Source organism: Faecalibacterium sp. BIOML-A1, from assembly GCF_009679715.1.
GTDB lineage: Bacteria > Bacillota > Clostridia > Oscillospirales > Ruminococcaceae > Faecalibacterium > Faecalibacterium taiwanense.
This window is the reverse complement of record NZ_WKZJ01000001.1, coordinates 171008-195672: the sequence shown is the minus strand read 5'-3', so window position 1 is coordinate 195672 and position 24665 is coordinate 171008. Positions and strand designations below refer to the sequence as shown.

The 24665-nt window shown below is 56.9% G+C and carries 26 protein-coding genes; 12 read left to right on the top strand and 14 right to left on the bottom strand.

Annotated features, from left to right (window positions below):
- Window positions 1–13: 13 nt before the first annotated feature.
- Window positions 14–445: a cell division protein ZapA gene (locus GKG36_RS01050; protein ID WP_097774784.1), complete on the bottom strand. Its 432-nt coding sequence runs from the start codon at window positions 443–445 to the stop codon at window positions 14–16.
- 426 nt (window positions 446–871) lie between these two features.
- Between GKG36_RS01050 and GKG36_RS01045 the strand changes: the two genes are divergently transcribed.
- From GKG36_RS01045 to GKG36_RS01020, 6 genes are all read left to right on the top strand, one after another.
- On the top strand, window positions 872–3277 hold the full coding sequence (locus GKG36_RS01045; RefSeq protein ID WP_154258649.1) for a glycogen/starch/alpha-glucan phosphorylase: 2406 nt from the start codon (window positions 872–874) through the stop codon (window positions 3275–3277).
- Between the two features lie 75 nt (window positions 3278–3352).
- Window positions 3353–5209: a glycoside hydrolase family 13 protein gene (locus GKG36_RS01040; protein ID WP_154258647.1), complete on the top strand. Its 1857-nt coding sequence runs from the start codon at window positions 3353–3355 to the stop codon at window positions 5207–5209.
- Between the two features lie 257 nt (window positions 5210–5466).
- Window positions 5467–5916, top strand: a complete 450-nt coding sequence (locus GKG36_RS01035) for an NfeD family protein (protein ID WP_118528053.1) — start codon at window positions 5467–5469, stop codon at window positions 5914–5916.
- 50 nt (window positions 5917–5966) lie between these two features.
- Window positions 5967–6872, top strand: a complete 906-nt coding sequence (locus GKG36_RS01030; RefSeq protein ID WP_005939926.1) for an SPFH domain-containing protein — start codon at window positions 5967–5969, stop codon at window positions 6870–6872.
- A 308-nt stretch (window positions 6873–7180) separates the two neighbouring features.
- Window positions 7181–7660 carry a YhcH/YjgK/YiaL family protein gene (locus GKG36_RS01025; RefSeq protein WP_005939922.1) on the top strand — a complete coding sequence of 160 codons (480 nt, stop codon included), beginning with the start codon at window positions 7181–7183 and terminating at the stop codon, window positions 7658–7660.
- Between the two features lie 19 nt (window positions 7661–7679).
- Complete coding sequence (locus GKG36_RS01020) at window positions 7680–7919, top strand: hypothetical protein (protein WP_097781956.1); 240 nt, start codon at window positions 7680–7682, stop codon at window positions 7917–7919.
- Window positions 7920–7979: 60 nt separating this feature from the next.
- Here GKG36_RS01020 and GKG36_RS14540 read toward each other — a convergent pair whose 3' ends face one another.
- The 6 genes from GKG36_RS14540 to dapF all read right to left on the bottom strand — a co-directional run bounded on the left by GKG36_RS14540 (window position 7980) and on the right by dapF (window position 12341).
- On the bottom strand, window positions 7980–8138 hold the full coding sequence (locus tag GKG36_RS14540) for a hypothetical protein (RefSeq protein ID WP_173012852.1): 159 nt from the start codon (window positions 8136–8138) through the stop codon (window positions 7980–7982).
- Window position 8139: 1 nt separating this feature from the next.
- Window positions 8140–8784 carry an ABC-2 transporter permease gene (locus GKG36_RS01015; RefSeq protein WP_154258645.1) on the bottom strand — a complete coding sequence of 215 codons (645 nt, stop codon included), beginning with the start codon at window positions 8782–8784 and terminating at the stop codon, window positions 8140–8142.
- Complete coding sequence (locus tag GKG36_RS01010) at window positions 8781–9626, bottom strand: ABC transporter ATP-binding protein (RefSeq protein ID WP_154258643.1); 846 nt, start codon at window positions 9624–9626, stop codon at window positions 8781–8783. The genes GKG36_RS01015 and GKG36_RS01010 overlap by 4 nt, the downstream gene beginning before the upstream one ends.
- 2 nt (window positions 9627–9628) lie before the next feature.
- Complete coding sequence (locus tag GKG36_RS01005) at window positions 9629–10048, bottom strand: GntR family transcriptional regulator (protein WP_347563026.1); 420 nt, start codon at window positions 10046–10048, stop codon at window positions 9629–9631.
- Window positions 10049–10131: 83 nt separating this feature from the next.
- A complete protein-coding gene (locus GKG36_RS01000) occupies window positions 10132–11319 on the bottom strand; it encodes an LL-diaminopimelate aminotransferase (RefSeq protein ID WP_154258641.1) in 1188 nt (395 codons plus the stop codon).
- A gap of 182 nt (window positions 11320–11501) precedes the next feature.
- Window positions 11502–12341 carry a diaminopimelate epimerase gene (dapF, locus tag GKG36_RS00995; RefSeq protein WP_154258639.1) on the bottom strand — a complete coding sequence of 280 codons (840 nt, stop codon included), beginning with the start codon at window positions 12339–12341 and terminating at the stop codon, window positions 11502–11504.
- A gap of 299 nt (window positions 12342–12640) precedes the next feature.
- Between dapF and acpP the strand changes: the two genes are divergently transcribed.
- Both acpP and proS read left to right on the top strand, forming a co-directional pair.
- On the top strand, window positions 12641–12877 hold the full coding sequence (gene acpP, locus GKG36_RS00990; RefSeq protein ID WP_154258637.1) for an acyl carrier protein: 237 nt from the start codon (window positions 12641–12643) through the stop codon (window positions 12875–12877).
- 122 nt (window positions 12878–12999) lie between these two features.
- A complete protein-coding gene (proS, locus tag GKG36_RS00985; protein ID WP_097778196.1) occupies window positions 13000–14439 on the top strand; it encodes a proline--tRNA ligase in 1440 nt (479 codons plus the stop codon).
- A 214-nt stretch (window positions 14440–14653) separates the two neighbouring features.
- Here proS and GKG36_RS00980 read toward each other — a convergent pair whose 3' ends face one another.
- From GKG36_RS00980 to GKG36_RS00945, 7 genes are all read right to left on the bottom strand, one after another.
- Window positions 14654–15535 carry an aldose 1-epimerase family protein gene (locus tag GKG36_RS00980; protein WP_120019659.1) on the bottom strand — a complete coding sequence of 294 codons (882 nt, stop codon included), beginning with the start codon at window positions 15533–15535 and terminating at the stop codon, window positions 14654–14656.
- A gap of 335 nt (window positions 15536–15870) precedes the next feature.
- Window positions 15871–16317: a hypothetical protein gene (locus tag GKG36_RS00975; RefSeq protein ID WP_154258629.1), complete on the bottom strand. Its 447-nt coding sequence runs from the start codon at window positions 16315–16317 to the stop codon at window positions 15871–15873.
- Window positions 16318–16452: 135 nt separating this feature from the next.
- Window positions 16453–18012 carry a recombinase family protein gene (locus tag GKG36_RS00970; protein ID WP_097778388.1) on the bottom strand — a complete coding sequence of 520 codons (1560 nt, stop codon included), beginning with the start codon at window positions 18010–18012 and terminating at the stop codon, window positions 16453–16455.
- Window positions 18013–18039: 27 nt separating this feature from the next.
- Window positions 18040–18180 carry a hypothetical protein gene (locus GKG36_RS00965; protein WP_154258627.1) on the bottom strand — a complete coding sequence of 47 codons (141 nt, stop codon included), beginning with the start codon at window positions 18178–18180 and terminating at the stop codon, window positions 18040–18042.
- A 162-nt stretch (window positions 18181–18342) separates the two neighbouring features.
- Entirely contained in the window at window positions 18343–18852 is a 510-nt protein-coding gene (locus GKG36_RS00960) for a DUF1667 domain-containing protein (protein WP_343214680.1), read from the bottom strand.
- 85 nt (window positions 18853–18937) lie between these two features.
- Window positions 18938–19225, bottom strand: a complete 288-nt coding sequence (locus tag GKG36_RS00950; RefSeq protein ID WP_242959405.1) for a hypothetical protein — start codon at window positions 19223–19225, stop codon at window positions 18938–18940.
- Window positions 19226–19396: 171 nt separating this feature from the next.
- Complete coding sequence (locus tag GKG36_RS00945; RefSeq protein ID WP_243145066.1) at window positions 19397–20026, bottom strand: GntR family transcriptional regulator; 630 nt, start codon at window positions 20024–20026, stop codon at window positions 19397–19399.
- A gap of 503 nt (window positions 20027–20529) precedes the next feature.
- On the opposite strand from GKG36_RS00945, the gene GKG36_RS00940 reads away from it, so the two are divergent.
- From GKG36_RS00940 to GKG36_RS00925, 4 genes are all read left to right on the top strand, one after another.
- Window positions 20530–21591: a TRAP transporter substrate-binding protein gene (locus tag GKG36_RS00940; protein ID WP_158576352.1), complete on the top strand. Its 1062-nt coding sequence runs from the start codon at window positions 20530–20532 to the stop codon at window positions 21589–21591.
- A gap of 127 nt (window positions 21592–21718) precedes the next feature.
- Window positions 21719–22252 (top strand): TRAP transporter small permease, encoded by a 534-nt coding sequence (locus GKG36_RS00935; RefSeq protein ID WP_097778200.1) that lies wholly within the window; start codon window positions 21719–21721, stop codon window positions 22250–22252.
- Window positions 22253–22270: 18 nt separating this feature from the next.
- Window positions 22271–23554 (top strand): TRAP transporter large permease, encoded by a 1284-nt coding sequence (locus GKG36_RS00930; RefSeq protein ID WP_097778201.1) that lies wholly within the window; start codon window positions 22271–22273, stop codon window positions 23552–23554.
- A 21-nt stretch (window positions 23555–23575) separates the two neighbouring features.
- Window positions 23576–24661: a Gfo/Idh/MocA family oxidoreductase gene (locus GKG36_RS00925; protein WP_097778202.1), complete on the top strand. Its 1086-nt coding sequence runs from the start codon at window positions 23576–23578 to the stop codon at window positions 24659–24661.
- The last annotated feature ends 4 nt before the right edge of the window (window positions 24662–24665 follow it).

Genomic DNA, 24665 nt, shown 5'->3' with positions numbered 1-24665 from the left:
TCCTGTAAACGGCTTATTCCGCCTTGTCCGCTTCGCCCTCAGCAGCAGACTGCTGTGCCGCCTGCTGGGCGCGCTCCTCGCGCCGGGCTTCCTTATTGCGCATTTTTTCCAGCTGTTCGCGCAGGGCGGCAGCTTCCCGCCGCAGCACCTCATTCTCTGCTTTGACCTTATCTTCCGCCAGCTTTGCGCGGGTAGCATCCGCAATGTAATCCTGGATCTGGCTGCGCATATTCTCAGCACTGCCGGTGCTCTTGCGGTATTCGTCCAGATAATCCATGGCGCAGAACACCGCCGCCTTCGTCACCGAAAGATTCGCATTATCGTCCAAAAGCTTGGTGATGTCTTCATCCAGCTTTTTCGCCAGCGACAAAATATATTTTTCCGGATCCGTCGTAGCAATGGCATACGGCGTACCTGCAATGTTCACCCGTACCTTGTTGACCATATCTGTTTCCCCTTTTTATCCTTTTCTGCCCGCAGCGGGCAGTGATCTTCTGATTTTTGCCAGGAAGCGGCACCGTTCCCGGTACCGTTTTGGTGTCTTGTCACCCGCCGGGCGAGTTACCCGGCACATTTCTCCCGGAGTTTGTCCCCGAAAATGTTTCGGAACACAGCTTTCTCTCCCTATTATAATATAAATAAGCATCAAGAAAAAGTGTATTTTTTGAAATTTTGGCATATTTATCAGAAAGTTCAATAAAAAAATGTCAGTTACGGAAAAAATCCCCTGATTCCTTGCATTTGTCATTCTGCCATATTATAATATCTTTGTCATGTTGGCGGCAGAGCAAGTGAGGGAAAGTGCCTGCAGGCGCCAATTATTTCAATTATTTTAGCAAAGCTGAAAACTTATGCGGATAGGAGTACCTTTATGACATCGAAAGAATTCGGTAAACTTCTTCAGGACAAGCTCACCAGCGAGTACGGCGTGGAGCTGAGCGTTGCTTCCAACCAGCAGATCTACCGCTCTCTGGCTCTGATCTGCCGCCAGATGATGAGTGAGAACCACAAGAAGTTCCAGTCCAAGGCCATTGGCACCGGCACCAAGCAGGTGTATTACCTGTGCATGGAGTTCCTGATGGGCCGCAGCCTGAAGACCAGCCTGCTGAACCTGGGTCTGGACGAGGTGGCAAAAAAGGCCCTGTCCGACGCTGATATCAGCATTGACAGCATCTTTGAGGAAGAGCCGGATGCAGGTCTGGGCAACGGCGGTCTGGGCCGTCTGGCTGCCTGCTATCTGGACGGCATGGCCACCACCGGCATCTGCGGCACCGGTTACTCCATCCTGTACGAGTACGGCATCTTCAAGCAGAAGATCGTGGACGGCTGGCAGCAGGAGCGTGCCGACAACTGGCTGCCCGGCGGTCAGGTCTGGCTGAAGAGCCACCCCGATCAGGCTGTGGAAGTGCGCTTTGACGGCGAGATCCACGAGAACTGGGACAACGGCTTCCACTATATCCAGCACACCAACTACAACAGCGTCATGGCTGTTCCCTCTGATATGTATGTGCAGGGCTACGACGGCAAGGGCGTTGCAAAGCTGCGCCTGTGGCAGGCAAAGGCCCCGGACTTTGATATGTCCAGCTTCTCTCTGGGCAACTACAACACTGCAATGAGCAAGAACGCCAATGCAGAGCTGATCTCCAAGGTGCTGTACCCCAACGATAACCATGTTGAGGGCAAGATCCTGCGCCTGCGCCAGCAGTACTTCCTGTCTGCCGCATCCATCGGCGATATCGTCCAGAACCACCTGTCCAGCTATGCGACCCTCGAGAATCTGCCCGACAAGGTGGCCATCCAGCTGAACGACACCCACCCCACTCTGGCCATCCCCGAGATGATGCGCATTCTGCTGGATGAGTGCGGCTTTGGCTGGGACAAAGCCTTCAACATCTGCCAGAAGGTCTTCTCCTACACCAACCACACCGTCATGGCTGAGGCTCTGGAAAAGTGGAACGTGGACATCTTCAAGATGACCCTGCCCCGCATCTACCAGATCGTGGTGGAGATGGACCGCCGCGCCCGCGCAGAGCTGGAGAAGGTCTTCCCCGGCGACAAGGGCAAGATCGACTATATGGCACTGATCGGCGACAATCAGGTGCGCATGGCAAACATCTGCGCCTACACCGCCAACAGCATCAACGGCGTGTCCAAGCTGCACAGTGAGATCATCAAGGACAGCGTCTTCCACGATTACTACCTGTTCAAGCCGCAGGCCTTCAAGAACGTGACCAACGGCATCGCTTACCGCCGCTGGCTGCTGGCCTCTAACCCCGGCCTGTGCAAGCTGCTGGACGAGACCATCGGCGACGGCTACAAGCATGATGCTTCCGATCTGTCCAAGCTGAACAAGTTCGAGAACGACAAGACCGTTCTCAAGCGCCTGAACGAGATCAAGCTGACGAACAAGACCAGCTTTGCCAACTATCTGGCAAAGAGCACCGGTCAGGTCATCGACCCGAACTCCATTTTTGACTGTCAGGTCAAGCGTATGCACGAGTATAAGCGCCAGCACCTGAACGCGCTGAACATTGCTGCCCAGTACCTGTACCTGAAGGAGAATCCCAACGCCGACTTCATCCCCAAGACCTATATCTTCGGTGCAAAGGCTGCTCCCGGCTACTACATGGCAAAGCAGATGATCCGCATGATCTGCAAGCTGGGCGACCTCATTAACAACGACCCCGCTGTGCGCGACAAGCTGCGCGTGGTCTATCTGGAAGAGTACTGCGTCTCTCTGAGCGAACACCTGATGCCCGCTGCCGAGGTCTCTGAGCAGATCTCTCTGGCAGGCACCGAGGCTTCCGGTACCGGCAACATGAAGTTCATGCTGAACGGCGCTATCACTCTGGGCACTCTGGACGGCGCAAACGTGGAGATCGCAGACGCTGCCGGCAAGGAGAACGAGCTGATCTTCGGTATGCTGACCCCCGAGGTGAACAGCCTCAAGCAGGTGGGCTATCATCCCAACTCTTTCATCATGGGCGACGACGTGGCCAACTACACCCTGAACTTCCTGGAGCGTGGCTGGAACGGTGAGAACTTCCACGAGGTGACCGAGAACCTGCGCACCAGCGACCCGTACATGGTCATGGCCGACTTCAAGGATTACCGCCGTGCACAGGCCGACCTGCAGAAGCTGTATGGCGACCGTGAGAAGTGGGCACAGATGAGCCTGAAGAACACCGCCAACAGCGGCATCTTCAGCGCCGACCGCGCCGTGCTGGACTACGCACGCGACATCTGGTACGCTTCCCCGGTGCCCATGGGCAAGTAATTTTCCCTTAAAAAATCCATCTGCCCCGGCGGCGTTTGGCCCGCCGGGGCTTTTTTGAGAAAGGACGACCCTGCTTTGTCTTGTCTGTTCAATAGCTACGACCCCTATTTCAAGCAGCCCTTTGGCGCACTGCGGGCCGGTCAGACCGTACGCCTGACCCTTTGCATCCCGGAAGAGCTGGGCTATGTCGATCCTCATCTGGTGCTCCAGAAGGAGGGAAAATATGACGTGCCGGTGCACTACCGCATGAAGTTCGACGGCCAGACCCCCCAGCAGAACCACTTTTCCGTGGAGCTGCCGCTGAACGACCCGGGCCTGTACTTCTACTACTTCGACCTCTACACCGACTTCCGCCGCATCTACCGCGGGCCGGACAACTGCGGCGTTGTCAGCTGGCAGGAAGGCGAAAAGTGGCAAATCACCGTCTACGATGCCGGTTTCCAGACCCCGGAGTGCATCAAGGGCAAGGTGTTCTATCAGATCTTCCCGGACCGGTTCTGCGAGGGCATTGAGAACAAGCCCATGCCTTTCCCGGACCGGCTGTATCAGGCCGACAAACACGCCGAACCCTTCTGGCAGCCCAACGAGACCGGCGGCCACCTGAACGAGGACTATTTCGGCGGCGACTTGGAAGGCATCCGCATCAAGCTGCCCTACCTGCGGGAGATGGGGGTGGATTACCTTTACCTCAACCCCATCTTTGAGGCACACTCCAACCACCGCTACAACACCGCCGACTATCTCAACGTAGACCCGCTGCTGGGCACCAACGAGGAGTTCGAGGTGCTCTGCCGCGAGGCCGCCAAGTACGGCATTGGCATCGTGCTGGACGGTGTGTTCAGCCACACCGGTTCCGACAGCCGCTATTTCAACCGCGAAGGCCGCTATGGGGATGGCGGCGCTTACCGCGACCCCAACTCCCCCTACCGCAGCTGGTACGATTTTGACCCCAAGTATAAGGGCGGCTACCGCAGCTGGTGGGGCTTCGAGACTCTGCCCGAGGTGAACGAAGAGAACCCCTCCTATGTGGAGTTCATCACCGGCGAGGGCGGTGTCATTGACACATGGCTGCGGCGCGGTGCCGCAGGCTTCCGTCTGGATGTGGCCGACGAGCTGCCGGACGACTTTATTGAAAAGATCCGCGCCGCCGTCAAACGGGTCAGCCCGGAGAAGTTCCTACTGGGCGAGGTGTGGGAGGATGCCACCACCAAATACGGCTTTGGCCAGCGCCGCACCTATCTGCTGGGTAAGGGGCTGGACAGCGTGATGAATTACCCCTTCAAGAACGCTGTGCTGGACTTTGTAAAGGGTAAGCCCGCCGAGCAGGCCATGGGCGAAATTCTGTCCATCTGTGAGCACTACCCCGCCCCTGCCATGGACACTGCGCTGAACTTCCTCTCCACCCACGACACCGAACGCGCCCTCACCGTCATTGCGGACGAGCCCGCCAACGGCCGTGGCCGCGAGTGGCAGAGCGGCCGCTGTGTGGTCGGCGAAGCCTACGAGGAAGGGATGCTGCGCCTGCGCATGGCCTATGCCATCATCTACACGCTGCCCGGCGTGCCCTGCCTGTACTACGGTGATGAGATCGGGATGCAGGGCTACCGCGACCCCTTCAACCGTGCCTTCTTCTGCTGGGACAGCCACGAAAAGCGCCTGAAGCCGGTGCTGGCACAGCTGGCGCAGCTGCGCCACACCTGTGAAGCCTTCCGCACCGGCGAGCTGCGGGTGCTCCGGGCGCAGGACGGCATCCTGCACTACCAGCGCGTAGGCGAAGCGGAAACAGCCGAGATCATCGTGAACCGCTCGGAGCACATCATCGTGGAGCCGCTGGCTTCCGGCAAGCACACGGAGGTGAACCCCATGGGCTTTACCATCGTGGTGGAGGAGAACGGGCATAACCCGAACCACAGCTATTACGATATCAAGTAAAAACGATTTGAATGCCCGCCGCGTTCGCTCTGGGCACATTCAGAGGAAATTTTATCTTTTATTTTCGCAACAACGGGCAGCCTGCGGGCCGCCCGTTGTTGCATTTTCACACAAAGGGCCGTATCCGCAAACTACATCTTGCACTGCTTTTCATTTATTTTGTTCTTTATTTCGTTTTCTGCGCAACGTTCCAGCAAAAAACGCTTGACCTTCCACCCGGGGGATACTCTATAATAGGGGCATAAGGAGGGAGAACCATGAATCCTGTTCCATTTCTCTGGCTGGCTGCCGTGGTGGGCTTTTTGCTGTTGGAGGCTTCCACCTTCAGCATGACCTCCGTCTGGTTCGCCGTCGGCTCAGCTGCCGCCCTGCTCACCTGCCTGTTCACGGATTCGTTCCGGGCGCAGGCCCTGGTGTTCATCGTGGTAAGCATTCTGTGCCTGCTGGCGTTCCGGCCGCTGGCTGCAAAGCTGCGCCAGAAAACCACCCCCACCAATGGCGACCGCAACCTTGGCCGGGAGGCCACCGTGCTGACCACGATCACCGCCGACCTGCCGGGCCGTGTGCGGCTGGACGGCGTGGACTGGAATGCCCGCTGCGCCACTCCCGGCGACATTCTCACCCCCGGGCAGCGCTGCCGTGTGACCGAACTGCACAGCACCCTGCTCATCGTGGAGCCCGTATTGACCGAAAGCCGCAGAGCGTGATCTGCGTTCTGCGCTGAAACGTTGCACCCATCTGAAAAAGGAGAACCACTATGGTCATGTTTTTTCTGATCCTCGCGCTGGTCTTTGTCGTCCTGCTGGTGATCATCACCAATATCGTCATCGTGCCCCAGTCCAAGGTGTATGTCGTTGAGCGGCTGGGCAGCTACTCCGACACATGGTCGGCAGGCCTGCACATTAAGATTCCCTTCATCGAGCGCATCGCCAAAAAGGTGAGCCTGAAGGAGCAGGTGGCAGACTTTCCCCCTCAGCCGGTCATCACCCGCGATAACGTTACCATGCAGATCGATACCGTGGTGTTCTTTCAGGTGATGGATGCCAAGCTCTACACCTACGGTGTCAACCAGCCCATTGCGGCAATCGAAAGCCTGTCCGCCACCACCCTGCGCAACATCATCGGCGAAATGGAGCTGGACCACACCCTGACCAGCCGCGATGTCATCAACGGCAAGATCACCGCCATCCTGGACGAAGCCACCGACAAGTGGGGCATCAAGGTGAACCGCGTGGAGGTGAAGAATATCATCCCGCCGCGTGAGATTCAGGAAGCCATGGAGAAGCAGATGAAGGCTGAGCGCGAGAAGCGCGCCGTCATCCTGAAAGCCGACGGTGAAAAGCAGGCCGCCATTACCGCCGCTGAGGGCGAAAAGGAAGCCGCCATCCTGCGCGCGGATGCTGTGAAGCAGCAGCGCATTCTGGAAGCCGAGGGCGAAGCACAGGCCATTCTGGCCGTTCAGAAGGCCAATGCCGATGCCATCCGCCTGTTGAACGAGGCCATGCCCAGCGATAAGGTTCTGGCCATCCGCAGTCTGGAAGCTCTGGCCAAGGTGGCCAACGGCAAGGCAACCAAGATCATCATTCCTTCGGAGCTTCAGAATCTGGGCGGCGTTGTGCCCAGCATCAAGGAACTGATGACCGACCCCAAGGACGCAGAGTGAGCTTTTTGTTTTGAATCGCCTTCGCTTCGCTCTGGCTGTTTTCAGCGGAAATTACTTTTAAGTAGAGCACCTCCGGGCAGACTGCGGTCTGCCCGGAGGTGCATTTTCACTGGAAAGGCCGGAATGGAAATATGCATTTTCTGGTTTCAGCCCTTCTTCGTGAAAAAGGGTATTTCAAAATTAAAAATTCATTTCCGCTGAATTTGTACAGAGCAAAGCGGAGCACATTCAAATCGTTCGTATTGCATCTATGCCCTGCCTGTGATACCATACAGATAATCAAAACCATACAGCTGGAGGACTTTTCCATGATCTACGATACCCTGAACAATCTGCCCAACTATCTGGGCGTGAGCGACAACCTCGACACCGTCATTGAGTATATCATGGCGCGGGACATCACCACCCTGCCCGCCGGACGCACCCGCATCGACGGTGAAAAGGCTGTGGTCACTGTGAGCACCGTCACACCGCTGACTTCCGATAAAGCGCTGTTCCAGCGTCACGACAACCACATCACGCTGGAGACCGATCTGGACGGCAGCGAGCTGTTTGAGGTGAGCCTTGCAGAGCTGACCCCCACAAAGCCCACCGACGAAGCCACCGACACCACCGTGGGTACCGCAGGCACCAGCATTGCCGGAATGCTGTGCGAGGGGCGGTTTGCCCTGTATCTGGCCGGAGAGCCCTATAAATCCGGTCTGAAGGCGCAGGGCTGCGGCAAACTGAAGAAAGCCGTGTTCAGCATCGAGCTGGACCCGGACGAAGAGGACGAGACCGAGGAATAAGCCGAGAGAGGGCATTTATATGGGATTTTTTGCTGTACTGGCTGCAAGCCTGTTTGCCGTGTTCCTCTTTACCGTGTTCGGCGGCTATTCGCTGCTGCTCTGGTGCCAGCAGTCCCTGTGGATGGTGGTTCCGCCTGCGGTGGTGCTGGCTGTTCTGGTGTGGACGTTCCTGAAAATGGACGACAAGATCACCGCTCTGCAAAAGCGGGTGGAGGAGCTGGAAGACGCACAGAAAAACGCCGAAAAGCCCGAAAAATAAATACAGCGCCGCCCTTGCCAGAGAAGATTCTCCTGCAGGGGCGGCGCTCTTTTTTGCAGCTTACTTTTTATCCTGTGGGTCATCCAATCCTTTGAACATCACCATGCCCAGAATTGCAAAGCTGGCGCCCAGCACAAAACCCACTGTCCCCAGCGACACGCTGAACAAAACGCCCATGGCAACGCCGAACAGGATACCCGCGATCTGACTTTTCTTCATTTTACTGCTCTGCCTTTCCGTACCAGGCAACGGACAGCCGCCAAGAGAGGGAGTACAGCCCCAGAACGATCAGTACAATGCCCAGCAGAGCCAGTGGCGGAACGCCCTGCGGCAGAAGGTTCCGGGCCAGGCCGTCCTCATTGGCGGACATGCCAAACCCCATCAGAGCCGCAACCAGGCCGACCATAAGATAAAACGCATATTTTGCCTTTTCGTAGCCAAAACGGTAATTCAACGGCAGCAGAACGGCACTGTTCAGCAGCGTTGTCATGCCTACCTGCACCAGCGTGGAAACCACAAGCGCATGGTCCACAGCTGTCCAGTGCAGGCTTGCCACGCCAAGGGCTGCGGCGGCGAAGAGTTCCGCCAGCACCAGCCCGCACAGACCAACGATGTATTTGCTGCCCACCAACTGCTCTTTTGTGACCGGAAGCGCGGCACCGTATTCGCTGAATTTGCTGGCCTGATCATAGGCCAGCAGGGTCATGGGCATCATGCCCATCAGAAAGCCCGCATATACAATAAAGAAATTGGCCCCATTCATGATGGTAACCACGCCTGCGCCCATCATGACCACGGCGGCCACAATGACACCTTTGGCATAGTGCCATATCTGATAAGCATCCTTTAGCAGCAAGCCTTTCATTCTGCACACTCCCCTTTCACCATCAGTACAAACAATTCCTCAATGCTTACCGGGGTAAGCTCTGCCCCGGCAGGCAGGGCGTCCCGGCGCACAAGCGCCTCTGCCCCGTAGGGGGTGACCCGCTTGCCGTACACCTGTGCATCCAACGCCGCCAGCTGCGCCGCCGTGCCATGCCACAGGGCGTATTCCTCCCGCAAGGCATCCTTTTCCTCACAGAGCAGCAGCCTACCCTTGTGCAGAAAGGCGATGGTATCGCACAGCTTTTCCAGGTCGCTGACAATGTGGGAGGAAATGAGGATGGAGCGTTCTTCGTCCCGGGCAAAATCCAGCAGGATATCCACCACTTCATCCCGCACCACCGGGTCCAGCCCATTGGTGGCTTCATCCAGCAGCAGCAGCTTTGCGTGGTGGGAAAGCGCCACCGCAATGCACAGCTTCCTCTGCATTCCAGCGGAGTAATCCTTATACTTTTTGTCCGGCGGCAGGTCAAATTTCCGGCAAAACGCCGTGTAGTCACCAGCGTCCCAGTTGCGGTAGATGCCCGCCATCACCTTGCCCACCTCCACAGCGTTCAGGCACAGGGGAATGCCATCGCTGCCCAGAACCACACCGATTTCTTCCTTGGTGTGTACAAGGTCGGTGCGGCTGTCCCTGCCCAAAATGGTCACGGTACCGCCGTCCTTCTGCAGCATGTCCAGAATCAATTTGATGGTGGTGCTTTTGCCTGCGCCGTTTTCACCGATCAGGCCGCAGATGGTGCCGCCGGGCAGTGTCAGATCCAGCGGTCCGAGGGTAAAGTCCTTATAGTGCTTAGTAAGTCCCCGCAGTTCCAGTGCGTTCATGTTCAGCCCTCCCACAGCAGTTCCAGCATCTCCCGCAGCTCTTCCCTGCTCAGCCCGCAGGATGCGGACAGCTTCACAGCTTCGGTAAGGTGCGCTTCAATTTTTTTCAGGTTCTCTTCCCGCAGCAGCTCGGTGTTTTTAGGGGCTACAAAAAAGCCCTTTGCCGGTACTGCGTAAAGGAAGCCCTCTTTTTCCAGTTCATCGTAGGCGCGCTTTGTGGTAATGACGCTGATGCGCAGATCCCGTGCCAGCCCCCGGATGGAGGGCATGGCCTCGTCCGGCTGCAAAGCCCCGCTGATGATCTGCTGCTTGATCTGGTTGTAGATCTGGTCATAGATGGGCGCGCCGCTTTTGTTGTTGATAAACAGTTCCATCGGCTGCTCCTTTGGCTTTTGTGTTTTATCTGTATATTTACAGTATATACAGTAAATACGGATTTGTCAAGAGAATACGCAAAAAAATACACCCGCCGTCCAAAACGGACAGCAGGTGCATTTTTTAGGTTTTACAGTGCCTTGATGGCGGTCTTAATACGCTCGGCGGCCATCTTGGTCTTTTCGGCGTCACCGAAAGCGGTCAGGCGGAAGTAGCCCTCGCCGCACTCGCCGAAGCCCACGCCCGGGGTACCGACCACGCCGCAGTTTTCCAGCAGCCAGTCGAAGAACTCCCAGCTCTTCATGTTACCGGGGCAGCGCAGCCAGATGTAGGGGCTGTTCTTGCCGCCGCAGTACCACACGCCGCACTCGTCCAGAGCGTCCGCGATGACCTTGGCATTCTTGCGGTAGTAGTCCAAATTCTGCTGGATCTCGGCCATGCCGCTCTCGGTGAACACCGCAGCGGCGGCGCGCTGCACCACGTAAGGCACACCGTTGAACTTGGTGGTCTGGCGGCGCAGCCACAGCTTATTGATGTTCATGCCCTCGCGCTCCAGCTCCTTGGGCACCACAGTGTAGCCGCAGCGGGTGCCGGTGAAGCCTGCGATCTTGGAGAAGGAGCAAATTTCAATGGCACACTCCCGTGCACCCTCGATCTCGAAGATGCTGCGGGCGAGGTTCTCGTCCGAGATAAAGCACTCGTATGCAGCATCGTACAGGATGATGGCATCGTTCTTACGGGCGTAGTCCACCCATGCCTTGAGCTGGTCGCGGGTGTAGGCGGCACCGGTGGGGTTATTGGGGCTGCAGATATAGATGATGTCAGCCTTCACATTCTCATCCGGCATTCCCAGGAAGCCGTTCTCCTGACTGGTGCGGCTGTAGATGATCTTGCGGCCATCGGTCACGTTATCGTCCACGTAGGTGGGATAAACGGGGTCCGGCACCAGCACGGTGTTGTCCACATCGAACAGGCCCAGTACGTTGGCCAGATCGCTCTTTGCACCATCAGAGATGAAAATTTCATCCTCTGCCAGCTGGGTGCCGCGGCCTGCGTAGTAGCTCTGAATGGCCTGCTTGAGGAAGGGGTAGCCCTGCTCCGGGCCATAGCCGTGGAAGCCTTCCTTGGTACCCATCTCATCGGCTGCATCGTGCATGGCCTTGACCACACACTTTGCCAGCGGCTGGGTCACATCGCCAATGCCCAGACGGATGATCTCCTTCTCCGGGTGTGCCTCCTGATAAGCGGCCACCTTGTGGGCAATGTCCACAAACAGGTAGCTTGCCTTCAGCTCGTTGTAATGCTTGTTCATCTTCATAGTACTTTCCCTCGCTTCTGTTTTGGTATGACCCTCTCAGTCATCTCGCGTCCGCTCGACGCCAGCTTCCCCGAGTGGGGGAGCTTTTTTGTTGTGAAGAAAAACTTTTCCTCTTGATGTGGAAAAGCTCGCCCTTCGGGAGAGCTGTCGCCGTTAGGCGACTGAGAGGGTTTTCGTTTTCCTTACACTTCTGTCGTGCCTTCGCACACGGTCTCGGCGGCGCCGGTCATCAGCAGCTGTCTGCCGGGCAATACCCGGATGGTCAGCACACCGCCGCGCAGCTGCACATGGATGTCCTCGCCTGCCGGGCAGATGCCAAGCTCGGTCAGGGCCGCCACGGTGGCGCAGGTGCCGGTGCCGCAGGCCCATGTCTCGCCGCTGCCGCGCTCCCACACCCGCATCTTCAGGTGGGTGGGATCCACCACCTGCACGAACTCGGTGTTGATGCGCTCCGGGAAGTTTGCGTGGTGCTCAAAGGCCGGGCCGATCTCTTCCAGCTTCAGGCTGTCCACATCCTCCACCACGGTCACACAGTGGGGGTTGCCCACACTGATGCAGGTCACATGCCACGTTTTGCCGTCCACGGTCAGTTCTTTGTCCACAAGCGGTTCTTCGCCCATGTTCACAGCAGGCAGGCTGGCAGGCATGGCACTGTAAGCGCCCATCTCCACCTGCCACAGGCCCGCACCCTTGTGGGTGACGGTCTTCAGGCCGCTGAGGGTATCAATGGCAAGGGTCTCTTTGGCAATGCCGTGGGTGTACAGCCATTCAGCCACACAGCGGATACCGTTGCCGCACATCCTGCCCTCGCTGCCGTCTGCGTTGAAGATGCGCATCATGCCGTCCGCACCCGCCGTCTGCGCAGCACAGATGCAGATGATGCCGTCCGCACCAATGGAAAAATGCCGCCGGGACAATTTTTTGGAAAGGGCTGCAATGTTCTCCGGCACACCGCTTTTGCGGCAGTCCAGATAGATATAATCGTTGGCGCAGCCCTGCATTTTGGTAAATGAAAGCTTCATGCTCAAAACTCCTTCATGGGACTTGTGGTCAGTCCCTATAAACTCGCTACTCTATAATGATAAGAAACCGGGGCGCTCCTGTCAAGCGAAAATGCACCTTTCCGGCAATTTTTCGCAAAGGAATCTGTCAGAATGGAAAACAGGGCTTGACAATACGCATGGCATGGGATATAAAAAAAGAGAGAGTTTTGTACAGTCCGGGGCCGCGCAGCATCTGCGGGTGCATCCGTCACGGCAGCCGCACGCACGGCACCGGTGTACAGGACAGGCAAAACAACTGCAAAAAGGAGACCACAGGAATGGATACTTTTGAAAAAATCCGTGCATTGCTGGCGGAGCAGCTGGATGTTGACCCGGCAAAGATCACGATGGACAGTGACATCATGAGCGATTTTGAGGCCGACAGTCTGGATATCGTGGATATGGTGATGACGCTGGAGGATGAGTTTGGCATTGAGGTGCCGGACGATACCATCGAGTCCCTGCGCACCGTGGGCGATGTGGTAAACTTTGTGGACAGCCACGCGCAGAACTGATTCAGTCAAAAAGCCCTGCCTTCTGGTGCGGCACCCGGCCGCACTGCATGGACGGGGCTTTTAATATGGTTCGTGCGGAACGCAAGCCGTTTGGCGCACGGCCTTAGGAGGAAAAAGCAAAAATGGCAAAAGATTCAAAGAAGCTCGTACAGGCGATCACCAGCCAGGAAGAGAACTTCGCACAGTGGTACACCGATATCTGCGTGAAGGCAGAGCTGGTGGAGTACTCCAGCGTGAAGGGTTTCATCATCCTGCGCCCCTACGGTCAGGCCATCTGGGAGCTGATCCAGAAGGACATGGATGCCCGCTTCAAGGCCACCGGCCATGAGAACGTGGCAATGCCCGTGCTGATCCCGGAAAGCCTGCTGCAGAAGGAGGGCGAACTGGTCAATGGCTTCGCGCCGGAGGTGGCGTGGGTCACGATGGGCGGTTCCGACAAGCTGGAAGAGCGTCTGGCCGTGCGTCCCACCAGTGAGACCATGTTCTGCGACCACTGGTCCCGCGTGCTGCACAGCTACCGTGAGCTTCCCATGAAGTACAACCAGTGGTGCAGCGTTGTCCGCTGGGAAAAGACCACCCGCCCCTTCCTGCGTAGCCGCGAGTTCTGGTGGCAGGAAGGCCACACCATCCACGAGACTGCCGCCGAGGCTGAGGCTGAGACCCAGCAGCAGCTGAACTGCTACGCAGATGTCTGCGAGCAGGATCTGGCCATCCCCGTGGTGAAGGGCCGCAAGACCGACAAGGAAAAGTTTGCCGGTGCCGAGGCCACCTATACCATCGAGGCCATGATGAAGGACGGCAAGGCCCTGCAGAGCGGCACCAGCCACTACTTTGGCGATAAGTTCAGCAAGGCTTATGACGTGACCTTTACCGGCCGCGACAACCAGCTGCATCATCCGTTCCAGACCAGCTGGGGCGTTTCCACCCGTCTGGTGGGCGCTATCATCATGACCCACGGCGACGACGACGGCCTGATCCTGCCCCCGGCAGTGGCCCCCATTCAGGTGGTCGTAGTGCCCATCGCAGCCCACAAGCCCGGCGTTTCCGAGAAGGCTGCCGAGCTGGCCGAGAAGATCAGCAAGTATGCCCGCGTGAAGCTGGACGACAGCGACAACGCACCGGGCTGGAAGTTCTCTCAGTGGGAGATGAAGGGCGTGCCCCTGCGTCTGGAGATCGGCCCCAAGGATCTGGAAAAGAACCAGTGCGTGCTGGTGCGCCGCGATACCCGCGAAAAAGTCTTCGTCTCTCTGGACGAGCTGGAGACTGCGATTCCCGCACAGCTGGAGGCCCTGCGCAAGGACCTGTACGAGCGTGCTCTTGCCAACCGCGAGAAGCGCACCTGGGCTGCCACCACCATGGACGAGGTGAAGGAGCTGGCCAAGGCAAACACCGGCTACATCAAGACCATGTGGTGCGGCGACCTTGCCTGCGAGATGAAGATGAAGGAAGAAGTCGGCCTGTCCAGCCGCTGCATGCCGTTTGAGCAGGAACACCTGAGCGATGTGTGCCCCTGCTGCGGCAAACCCGCCAAGGCCATGGTCTACTGGGGCGTGGCCTACTAAGATACCATTAGATAAAAAGGCAGTGTTGCATTCTGTGCAGCACTGCCTTTTTTCGATGATTCTTTAAATCAGCTTAGCTGTTTTCCGAACCCTCTCAGTCATCGCTTCGCGATACCAGCTCCCCCGAAGGGGGAGCTTTTGCGCGCTTCATGAAGCTCTCCCTTCGGGAGAGCTGGCGCGTTAGCGCCTGAGAGGGTTTTGTCATTCACCTTTTTCAGCGGTCAAATGTGGTGCTCAGGGTGGTCTCCCAGCTTTCACCCGGGGCAAGGCAGGCGGCGGCTGCACGCTGGCTCCACGCCTGCGGGTCAGTCTCGGCGGCGGGCAGGCTGTGCCATGGCTCGATGCACACAAACCGCACCGGCTTTGCGGGAGCCGACCAGATGAGCGAATAGGGGTAGCCCTCCACCCTGCAGGTGATCTTGCGGCCGGTGCCTTTCTCATAGATGCCAATGGTCTTGGTGCGCAGGCCCGCCATGCAAAAGCTGTCGTTTGCGAACAGATCATCCGTCAGCTGGATGGCCTGCTGGTTCTTCCACTGATAATAGCACTTGCCAGACAGCAGGCCGTTCGGGCGGGCATCCAGAATGACCGGGCTTTCCGGCTGGTCGAACCGGAACTCGTAATCCGTGGTGGTGTGCTGTGCATCAAAGGGGATGTTGAACGCCGGGTGATAGCCGATGCCAAAGCGCAGCTCTTCGGTGCCGGGGTTGCGCACCGTCAGCGTATGGTGCACGGTCTTGCCGTCCAGATGGAAGGTGCTGGTGAGCACAAAGTCGAAGGGGAAGCGTTCGGCTTTGATGGCATCATCCGAGCTCAGCTCCAACTGGATGGTGTCGCCCTCGGCCTTGAGCAGGGTGTGCTCCACATCGCGGGCAAAGCCGTGCTGACCGCCCTTGTACGTTTTGCCGCCCGCCTCAAAGGTGCCGCCGGGCAGCTTGCCCGTCCACGGGAACAGAATGGGTGCGTGGCGCTTCCACACTGCCGGGTCGGCCTGCCAGAGCAGCTCTTCCCCCGCCGCATTTTTCAGGCTGACGGCTTCGGCACCGTGGGTATCCACAGTCAAGGTCAAAAATTCATTGTGAATGGTTGCCTGCATTGCTGTATTCTCCTTTATGCTTCTTATCATAGGCTGTCCGAACGGCAGGTGCGCCCACTCCGTCCTGCTTCCGCTCGCCAGTCCATCCAGCGTGAGAAGCCCTCGCACTTCCCGTAGTGGTGCATCGTCGATCCTAATTGCAGCCTGCACTTTAGACCATGGCTTCGTGTCATCCTGCCGGAGTGGGCGCACCCGCCTAACTGCTTCCAGTATACACTCCTCTGCTGCAAAAGAAAAGCCCCATTCACGCGCGGCGGCGCAGTGGAATACGCTGTGAGAGAAGCGATACCACTTTTACAGCAAAGGAGCATCCGCCTATGAAAAACACCGGCATTCTACGCATTCAGGCTTTCGGTGCCCGTCAGTCCTCGCCCATCGAGGGTGTTCTCGTCACCGTGTCCGGCAACGGCTTTACCGCTCAGCGTATCACCGACGAGACCGGCACCGCTGCCGACCTCTCCATTGAAGCCCCCTCCTGTGCGCTGTCCCTGCAGGAGGACAACACCATCCGGCCCTATGCCGTTGTGGATCTGACTGCCGCAAAAGCAGGCTACCGCACCGTGCGCATTCAGGGCGTGCAGATCTTTGCCGGGCAGGTCACCCTTGCCCAGCCGGAGATGATCCCCGATACCGAGGAAGGCCGCGATATCCCGAATGTGCCGGTGGTCATCCCGGAGCATTCGCTTTTCACCGGAGACGGCGGCAGCGGCCCGGAGCCGGTGCAAAACTGCGTGCCCCGGGTGCTGGACAGAGTCATCATTCCCAAAAACATCACGGTGCATCTGGGCAGGCCTGCGGCATCCGCCCGCAATGTGACTGTCTCCTTCCGGGACTATATCGCCAATGTTGCATCCAGCGAAGTCTACCCTACCTGGCCGGACGAAAATAACCCAACGGGTCATCCAGAGCTTTTTCGCTCAAAAATTCCATTCGATCGTGATTTTTTGCCCACCCATCCGTGCATCCTTCGGCCCGACCACTACACGGTCCACCAGCAGCACAACAAGTTCGCGGGTCAGATGCGAAACCTGTGCCAGTTCTCGGACACGCTGCATTTGCGCCTGCACCACGCCGGTCTCTTCCTGCTGTTGTTCCAGTTCCGCCTCCAATGCATTGATCCGTGTCTCTGCCTTTTTCACTTCTTTCAGAAAAGACTGGTTCATTTCCGAAAACTGGACGGCGTCAATCAAACCGGACACCTTATCCAGATACAGCTGCTGCACAGCCCTGCGGCGCCGTTCTACCTCGCTTTTCAGCCGTTTCAGCTCACTGCGCTGCGCTTGTTGCCGCACCGGGTCATCCCTCCGGGGCAGCTCCACCTTTTCCGGGTCGAAGTAGTCCTCTGCATATTCCCGGATGCGCCGGAGCACCAGCTCCTGCAGGTCATTCAGGTTGGTGCAGGTCCTGTTCCCGCACCGCCCGGGGTCACGCTGGTGCATCCGGCAGCGGACATAGCGCACACGGGTGCCATCTGCCTTGGGCGGCCGGCCGGTCTGCTCCATGATGCAGCCGCAGCAGCTGCACACCACTTTCCGTGCCAAAGGGTGGATCATGCCGCCGACGCCGCTGCGGGTGCGGCCCTGCATCGTCCGCTGCACCATAGCGTAGGTATCCTTGTCGATGATGGCTTCGTGAGTGTTCTCCACCACGATCCACTGAGACTTGGGGAGCCAGACCGTCCGCTTGGATTTATAGCTCACCCTTTTGTGCCGCCCCTGCACCAGATCCCCGGCATAGGTCTGGTTGTGGAGCATCTGGTAGATGGTCCCGCTGCTCCACAGCGGCTCATAGGGCGTTTTCCGAGTCAGGTGGCAGCGGTCTCCGTTCTGCTGCTTGTACGCCGTGGGGCTCGGCACCCCCTCCTCGTTCAAAATCTGTGCGATCTTGTGGGCTCCCACGCCGCGGAGAGCCATGGCGTAGATCCGCTTCACCACCTCCGCCGCCTCCGGGTCGATCTGAAGTCTCCCCTTCACCGCTGGGTCTTTCCGGTAGCCATACAACGCAAAGGAGGCAATGTACTGCCCCTCCTTCCGCTTGTGGTCCAGCACCGAACGGACATTGACGGACAGATCCTCCAGATACCACTCGTTGATCAGACCGTTGATCTGCCGGGACTTTTTGTTGGCGGTATCGTCGGTATCCACATGGTCCACCACCGCAATGAACCGGATGCCCCACTCCATGAACTTTCCGTGGAGGTATTTTTCCACCAGCTCCATATCACGGGTAAAACGGGACTGGGTCTTTGCCAGCACCACATCAAACCTATGTTCGCTGGCAGCCTGGATCATCGCATTGAAGGCCGGACGGTTCCGGTCGATGCCGGAGTAATCCTCATCAGAATAGATCTGGTAGAGTTCAAGCCCCTTTTCCATGGCGTATTGGATCAGCATCGACTTCTGGTTCTGGATGCTTTCTGATTCACCGGTTTTGGTTTCGTCTTCTTTGCTCAGACGGCAATAAATTGCTGCTTTCATGCTTTGCACCATTGCAGTGACACTCTGTCAGACACCGGCCTTTGACGGATCGGCAGCAGACAGTCTATCAACGATATATCGTTCAAACTCCCGTTGAAAACGTTCTTTGCGCTGCTGGTTGGTCTCAGAATGGAATTTTTCGTGCAGGATAAAAGAAGTTTTCTCCATAGGCTCCCCCTTTTCGGTTTACCTTGTTGTGATGTGCGTCCTTTCAGTCTATTTCCGTCTGCAGGAAATCAGAACTTTTCAGGCTGCAATCCTTCAGGGCGGTGTGGTCCAGCTCACATTTTGTAAAGGAGCAGTCCACAAAACCTTGCATTTTTTCAGACGTCATACTGAAAGAAAAGGTGTCTTGACACATCCGTTTGGGAGGTACTCCGTATGAAATTTCTGATCGTAGTGGATATGCAAAACGACTTTATCACCGGCTCGCTTGGCACAAAAGAGGCCGAAGCCATTCTGCCGAAGGTGCTGGAAAAGATCCGCACCTACCGTCCGGAGCAGATCTTTGTCACCTAGGATACACACCCGGACAACTATCTGGATGGTGCCCGCTTTGACCGGTGCTGTCAGCACCACCTTGCGGATCTCGTCCATCACCGGGAAGATCATATCCTTGGGGACGGCCTTGGTCAGGCGCACGCTGGTAACAGGCAGCTCGCCGCCCTTGACCAGCACCGAGCTGGCGATGGTGCGGCGGGGCGCAGTCAGCTCCTGACGGACATACTGTTCGCCGCGGGGGCAGGTGTGACCGGTGACCGAGATCACCTGACCATTTTCAACTTCGGCTTCGATCTCGCAGCCGTTGGGGCAGACGATACAGGTAAATTGCTTTTTCATTCCACCGACACCTCCAGTGCGCCCGTTTCCTGCAGCTTGGCAGCAGAGACCTTGAACTGGATCATCTCCGCAGGAATAGCTTTCTTCATCTTCTTGGCAGCAACTTCCACACCGTTCTGGCGCACCACGATGCGGCAGTCACGTTGCCGTCCACGGTGGGGGTGATGTGGATGCCCATGTAGGTGTTGCTGGGCACCGGGTACACCGGCATGGGCAGCAGCTTGCCCATGCGCTTGTGCAGGATGATGTAGTTGCTGCGGGAGCCGATGACACGGTAGCCGGTCAGGCCCAGCAGGTCGGAGATCTGTTTTGCGCCCAGACCAGCGGCGTTGACCACCCAGCGGGTGCAGAAATCGCCGTGAGCGGTGTGCAGGTAGTACAGCTCATTTTCCCGGGTGATAGCCTCTACCTTATTGAAATATATTTCATCGTTTTAAATACATCTTGCAGTCGGGATTGTCAAGCCGTTTCGGCAAAAAACGTGCACAAAAAGAAGCTCTGTCCTTTGGAAAAAACGACAGAGCTTCTGGAAATTCGGGGATATTCACTTAAAATACTGGGGGAAGGACTCCCGGATGGTGGCAAGGTTTTCGGTATACCGCTGCATGTGCCGGGCGGCAACGGTCCGCGCAGCGGTAGCATCCTTTGCTTCGATGGCCTTCAGCAGACTGGTGTGGTCGTCCAGAATGGCCTCTGCCGGACGGCAGCGGAAGCTGAGCACCGTGGTGCGGTCAAAATGAGGTGCCAGATTTTCCACCAGATCGTACCAGTACGGGCAGCCGCACTGCACATAAAGCAGCCGGTGGAATCCCTTGTCCAGCGCAAAGATCTTTTCCTCCTGCGCTCGCTGAATGTACATCTGCCACAGCGCCACATTCTCCCACAGGTGGTCCAGCTGCTGATTGTTCAGCATCTGGCAGGCCATCTCGGCCAGATCGATCTCCAGCACCGCCCGGAGGTGCCGCACCTCCTCTACCAGCTCCGCGTCGATGAGGGAGACATAGGTGCCGATCTTCGGACGGATCTCGATGAGCCGCCGCTGCACCAGCTCCAACTCTGCCTCCCGGAAGGGCATCCGGCTGACTCCCAACTGCTGGCACAATTCCGGCTCGTTGAGTTTTTCTCCGGGTTCCAGACAGGTGTTGACAATGTTGTCCACCAGAACGCGTAGCACATAGTTCTTGGCAGATTCACCGTTTCTGCGCTCAGAAGTCCGTACAATTGTTCACCGCTCCTTTCTTTGATCGCTTTTTGCATTATACGCGATTTCAGGGCAGGTTGTCAAATCCGAAAATCGGGGCATCGGCTCTGTATCCGTCAGCGCAGAGCCCCCTATTATAATGGAAGCGCGCCACACCCGTTCTGCCATGGAAGAAGTGCAATTGTGAATGAAACGCGTTTCTTTTCAAAGAACGCTGAGAGACTTTCCTTAAAACAAATCCGCCAAAAATAAAGGCAAAAATCAGTCAAAACGACCATAAAAACTAAGAATTGATAAAAAGAATAAAAAATACTTGACAAAAAAGGAGCAAAGCCGTATTATGAAATCGCAATGAAAGCGGATACACAATGTTTCCATTGAACTCCGCAGGCCATGCCGATGGCCGAAACGAACCGTGTCTCAGGTGGAGCTTTCCACACGAATACAAGAGGACAAAAAACAAGGAGGCTATTGAAATGAAAAAGATCTCTCGTCGCCGTTTCCTGCAGATCACCGGCATCTCGGCAGCTGCAGTCGGACTGAATGCCTGCGGCGGAAGCTCCGGCAGCACTGCCGGCACTGCAGCTTCCGGCAGTGCAAGTGCAGCCCCTGCAGCGGACGGAAAGAAGTACACTCTGCGTGCTTCTTCCAATCAGGCAGCCACAAGCACCATCGGCATGGCGCTGGCAAAGTTTGTGGAGCTTGTCAACGAAAAGAGTGCCGGTCGGATCAAAGCAACGGCAAACTACGGTTCTGAGCTGGGCAGTCAGGCTGAGCAGGTGGCAATGGCCATTGCAGGCGATCTGGAGCTGGTCCTGTCCACTCCCGGCACCGGCCCGGGTGCATACGACGGTCTGGAGCAGATGCAGATGTTCGAGTTCCCCTTCCTGTTTGAGGATAACGATCAGTACCGCCGTGTGCTGAAGGGTGCCGAGGATCAGGTGAACGAGTTGGCAAACACCATCGGCCTGAGCGGCATGGGCGGCATGTCTATGGGCTCCCGCGATATGCTGACCACCGTGCCCGTAAAGACGCTGGCCGATATGAAAGATCTGGTCATGCGCGGTCCCAACGCCATCTACAACGGAATGTTCGAGTGTCTGGGCGCTGCTGGCATCACCATGGACTGGAACGATATTTATACTTCCCTTTCGCAGAATGTCTGTCAGGGCTGCGAAGGCTCTCCCGTGATGTTGAATGCGTCCAAGCTGCAGGATAATGCAAAGTATCTGGCCATCACCAATCATATCATTGCCTGCGTTTACTTCTTCTTCAACACCGACTGGCTGGAATCTCTGCCGGAAGATGTGCGCACCCTCGTCACCGATTGCGTGAAGGAAGCCGTGGATTATCAGGAGTCCATTGATGACGATGCCCAGAAGGACGCACTGGAGCAGATGAAGAAGGATGGCGTGGAGGTCACCGAGCCTGCCGATATTCAGGCATGGAAGGATGCTTGTGCACCGATGCTGGACGAGTATCGCGCAAAGGGCGATGCCTGGGCCAAGTTCACTGACCTGCTGCTCTCCATTAAGTAAAAAGCCGGCATCGGCTATCCCTGTATTTTGAATGGAGTTGTCCGGGCTGTATCTTTCTGGAACCAGAAATTTTCAGCCCGGACTTTTTTGGTGATACACAAAATCATTGCGGCAGGAGGTGTCTGCTTTGAATGCACTGAGAAAAATTGATAAGATCCTGAATAGGGTCCGGTCGGTCGTACTGGTCGCACTGCTGGTTTCCATGATGGGCATGTGCACAATGAATGTCGTTCTGCGCTACCTGATCAAAGGTGTGTCGTTTCTTCGTCCGTTTTCATGGGTAAACGAGATGATGCAAATGCTGGCGATCTGGGTAGTATTTCTGGCGGCGGGGCTTGGCGTACGGCAGGATGCGCATGTCAGTCTGGAGAGCTTTACAGAGAAATATCTGCCCGCCAAAGCATCCCGGATCCTGCACAAGGCCGCACAGGTGATCGTCATTGCTACGTTGGTTCTGCTGATCGTGATCGGCATTCAGCAAACGATCAAAATGCGCACAAGTTTCCTGCAGAACCTGCCCATCTCCAATGCATGGTTCTATGCAGCGATCCCGGTGGGATGTGCGTATCTTCTTTACGAATATATTCTGATCCTGGTGTTCGGCAAAAACCCGTTTGCTTCCTCGCCCGGTGAGGACGACAATGTGACCGGCGCGTTTTGAGAAGGAGGGAGGACACAGATGCTTACCGTATTTTTGATTTTTATTGTTCTGCTTGCCTTTATCTTTCTGGGATTTCCCATTTTTATGTCGCTGCTGATCACCGGCATCCTGTTCCTTACGTTAGGCGGCAACTCGCTGGGACTTACCGTCATCAAGATGTTCGGCAGCGCCAACAGCCTTTCGCTGCTGGCCATCCCATACTTTGTCATCGCGGGCAACATCATTATGAAGGCTCGCATCACCGACAAGCTGGTCAACTTTGCAGATGCAGCCGTTGGCTGGCTGCCCGGCGGTCTTGGTCATGTGAACGTGCTTACCTCCATGATCTTTGGCGGCATTCAGGGCAGCGGCTGCGCCGATGCTGCAGCCATTGGCGGCATGCTGATCCCTGCCATGGAAAAGCAGGGATACGACAAAGATTATTCTGTGGCAGTCACCGCAGGCTCCTCCATGCTGTCGCCCATCATTCCGCCCAGCATCGCCATGATCCTGTATTCTTATTATACAGAGGTGCCCGTGGGACGTCTGTTCATGGGTGCACTGGTGCCCGGCATTCTTTTGGGACTCCTGCAGATGGGTGTTGTGTATCTGGAATACCGGCTGCGCAAATATGACATTCCCCGCACCCGCTTCTCTCTCCGGAATCTGCTGACGACCGCATGGCATTCTCTGGGAGCACTGATGATGCCCCTGATCATTCTCAGCGGCATCTGCTTCGGCATCGTTACGCCCACCGAGTCCGGTGTTCTGGCCATCCTGTACGGTCTGCTGTATGGCTTCTGCATCAGCAAGACTCTGAAGTGGAGCGACATTCCCGGCATCCTGATCGATTCTGCCGTGACGACCTCTGTGGTGTACATGACCATTGTGGGTGCCGGTGTGCTTTCCAATGTGCTGGTGCGCCTGCACTTCCAGACCGAGGTGCAGAATTTTGCGGTCAACACACTGGGCAGCCCGGTGCTGGCAGTGCTGTTCCTCATCGTGACATTTGTGATCCTTGGCATGTTCCTGGATCCCACTGTCATCATTGCCATGTTTGCAGCCACCGTGCTTGCCATTGGCAACTCGCTGGGCTTTGATCCCATTCAGTTCGGCGTTCCCATGGTCATCGTCATGCAGCTGGGCGCGATCACCCCGCCGGTTGGCACCTTCCTGTTCATCTCCTGCGGCGTGGCAAAACTTCCGGTAGAAAAAGCGGCCAAGCCTCTGCTGCCCTACATCGCGACCGTCGTGATCGTCGTTGCGCTGGCATTCGTATTCCCGCCGCTGGTCACCTGGCTGCCGGGTCTCATCTACGGCTGATAAAGAAAAGGGGGTATCCTTATGCAGAAAAAAAAAGATGGAGCAATGTATGCACCCAAGGGCAGGTCAAAGCCGGTATGCGCCCCGGGTGACTTCCCCGTAGGAGTCATCGGGCTGGACCATGGTCACATCTACGGCATGTGCAACGGTCTGACCGAGGCGGGTGCCGAGATCACGCTGGTGTACGACTCCGACCCTGCAAAGGTGGCGCAATTCCAACAGGCGTTCCCCTCGGCGAAGGCTGCGGCGAGCAAGGATGAGGTGTACGCCTCCAATGTGAAGATGATCGCTTCGGCATCCATCCCGCTGGATCGCGGGCCGCTGGGCGTGGAGGCTATGCGCCACGGCAAGGATTTTTTTGTGGACAAGCCGCCGCTGATCACGCTCGAGCATCTGGAGCAGGTGCGTCAGACGGTGCGCGAGACCGGGCAGAAGTTTTTCTGCTATTTCAGCGAGCGTCTGCATGTGGAAGGTTCGGTGTATGCACAGCAGTTGCTGGAACAGGGCAAGATCGGCAAGGTCGTGCAGGTAATGGGCTGGGGCCCCCACCGCATGGGCCCTGAGAGCAGTCGTCCGGACTGGTTTTTTGAGAAAGATGTTTACGGCGGCATCCTCACGGACATCGGTTGTCACCAGATCGAGCAGATCATATTCTTTTCCGGAGCCAAAGATGCCCGCATCGTGCACAGCCGCGCAGGCAACTACAATCATCCGGGCCGCCCCGGACTCGAGGACTTTGGCGACTGCATGATCGAATGCGACAACGGTGTGACCGGTTACTTCCGGGTGGACTGGTTCACCCCGAAGGGGCTGGGTGCATGGGGTGATGGTCGCACCATCATCGAGGGCACGGACGGCTACATTGAGATCCGAAAGTATATTGATATCGCCAACAACGCAGAAGGCGATCAGGTGTATTATGTTGACCACGAAGGCGAGCATCACTGCTGCGCCAGCGGCAAGTGCGGTTTTCCCTTTTTTGGCGGCATGATCCGTGACTGTCTGGATCACACCGAGCTGGTGATGAAGCAGGATTACATCTTCCGTGTGATCGAGCTTGCGATCCAGGCAGAACGCGAAGCGGAAAAAGTTGGCTTTAAGAGGTGAAATT

What these genes read in the sequence shown, in the direction of transcription:
- GKG36_RS01050 (WP_097774784.1), bottom strand. Translation starts at nt 445, where the DNA reads ATGGTCAACAAGGTACGGGTGAACATTGCAGGTACGCCGTATGCCATT.
- GKG36_RS01045 (WP_154258649.1), top strand. Translation starts at nt 872, where the DNA reads ATGACATCGAAAGAATTCGGTAAACTTCTTCAGGACAAGCTCACCAGC.
- GKG36_RS01035 (WP_118528053.1), top strand. Translation starts at nt 5,467, where the DNA reads ATGAATCCTGTTCCATTTCTCTGGCTGGCTGCCGTGGTGGGCTTTTTG.
- GKG36_RS01030 (WP_005939926.1), top strand. Translation starts at nt 5,967, where the DNA reads ATGGTCATGTTTTTTCTGATCCTCGCGCTGGTCTTTGTCGTCCTGCTG.
- GKG36_RS01025 (WP_005939922.1), top strand. Translation starts at nt 7,181, where the DNA reads ATGATCTACGATACCCTGAACAATCTGCCCAACTATCTGGGCGTGAGC.
- GKG36_RS01020 (WP_097781956.1), top strand. Translation starts at nt 7,680, where the DNA reads ATGGGATTTTTTGCTGTACTGGCTGCAAGCCTGTTTGCCGTGTTCCTC.
- GKG36_RS14540 (WP_173012852.1), bottom strand. Translation starts at nt 8,138, where the DNA reads ATGAAGAAAAGTCAGATCGCGGGTATCCTGTTCGGCGTTGCCATGGGC.
- GKG36_RS01015 (WP_154258645.1), bottom strand. Translation starts at nt 8,784, where the DNA reads ATGAAAGGCTTGCTGCTAAAGGATGCTTATCAGATATGGCACTATGCC.
- GKG36_RS01010 (WP_154258643.1), bottom strand. Translation starts at nt 9,626, where the DNA reads ATGAACGCACTGGAACTGCGGGGACTTACTAAGCACTATAAGGACTTT.
- GKG36_RS01000 (WP_154258641.1), bottom strand. Translation starts at nt 11,319, where the DNA reads ATGAAGATGAACAAGCATTACAACGAGCTGAAGGCAAGCTACCTGTTT.
- dapF (WP_154258639.1), bottom strand. Translation starts at nt 12,341, where the DNA reads ATGAAGCTTTCATTTACCAAAATGCAGGGCTGCGCCAACGATTATATC.
- acpP (WP_154258637.1), top strand. Translation starts at nt 12,641, where the DNA reads ATGGATACTTTTGAAAAAATCCGTGCATTGCTGGCGGAGCAGCTGGAT.
- proS (WP_097778196.1), top strand. Translation starts at nt 13,000, where the DNA reads ATGGCAAAAGATTCAAAGAAGCTCGTACAGGCGATCACCAGCCAGGAA.
- GKG36_RS00980 (WP_120019659.1), bottom strand. Translation starts at nt 15,535, where the DNA reads ATGCAGGCAACCATTCACAATGAATTTTTGACCTTGACTGTGGATACC.
- GKG36_RS00975 (WP_154258629.1), bottom strand. Translation starts at nt 16,317, where the DNA reads ATGCACCGTGATGTTTTTGGGAATGATGACTCTGTCCAGCACCCGGGG.
- GKG36_RS00970 (WP_097778388.1), bottom strand. Translation starts at nt 18,012, where the DNA reads ATGAAAGCAGCAATTTATTGCCGTCTGAGCAAAGAAGACGAAACCAAA.
- GKG36_RS00965 (WP_154258627.1), bottom strand. Translation starts at nt 18,180, where the DNA reads ATGGAGAAAACTTCTTTTATCCTGCACGAAAAATTCCATTCTGAGACC.
- GKG36_RS00960 (WP_343214680.1), bottom strand. Translation starts at nt 18,852, where the DNA reads ATGAAAAAGCAATTTACCTGTATCGTCTGCCCCAACGGCTGCGAGATC.
- GKG36_RS00940 (WP_158576352.1), top strand. Translation starts at nt 20,530, where the DNA reads ATGAAAAAGATCTCTCGTCGCCGTTTCCTGCAGATCACCGGCATCTCG.
- GKG36_RS00930 (WP_097778201.1), top strand. Translation starts at nt 22,271, where the DNA reads ATGCTTACCGTATTTTTGATTTTTATTGTTCTGCTTGCCTTTATCTTT.
- GKG36_RS00925 (WP_097778202.1), top strand. Translation starts at nt 23,576, where the DNA reads ATGCAGAAAAAAAAAGATGGAGCAATGTATGCACCCAAGGGCAGGTCA.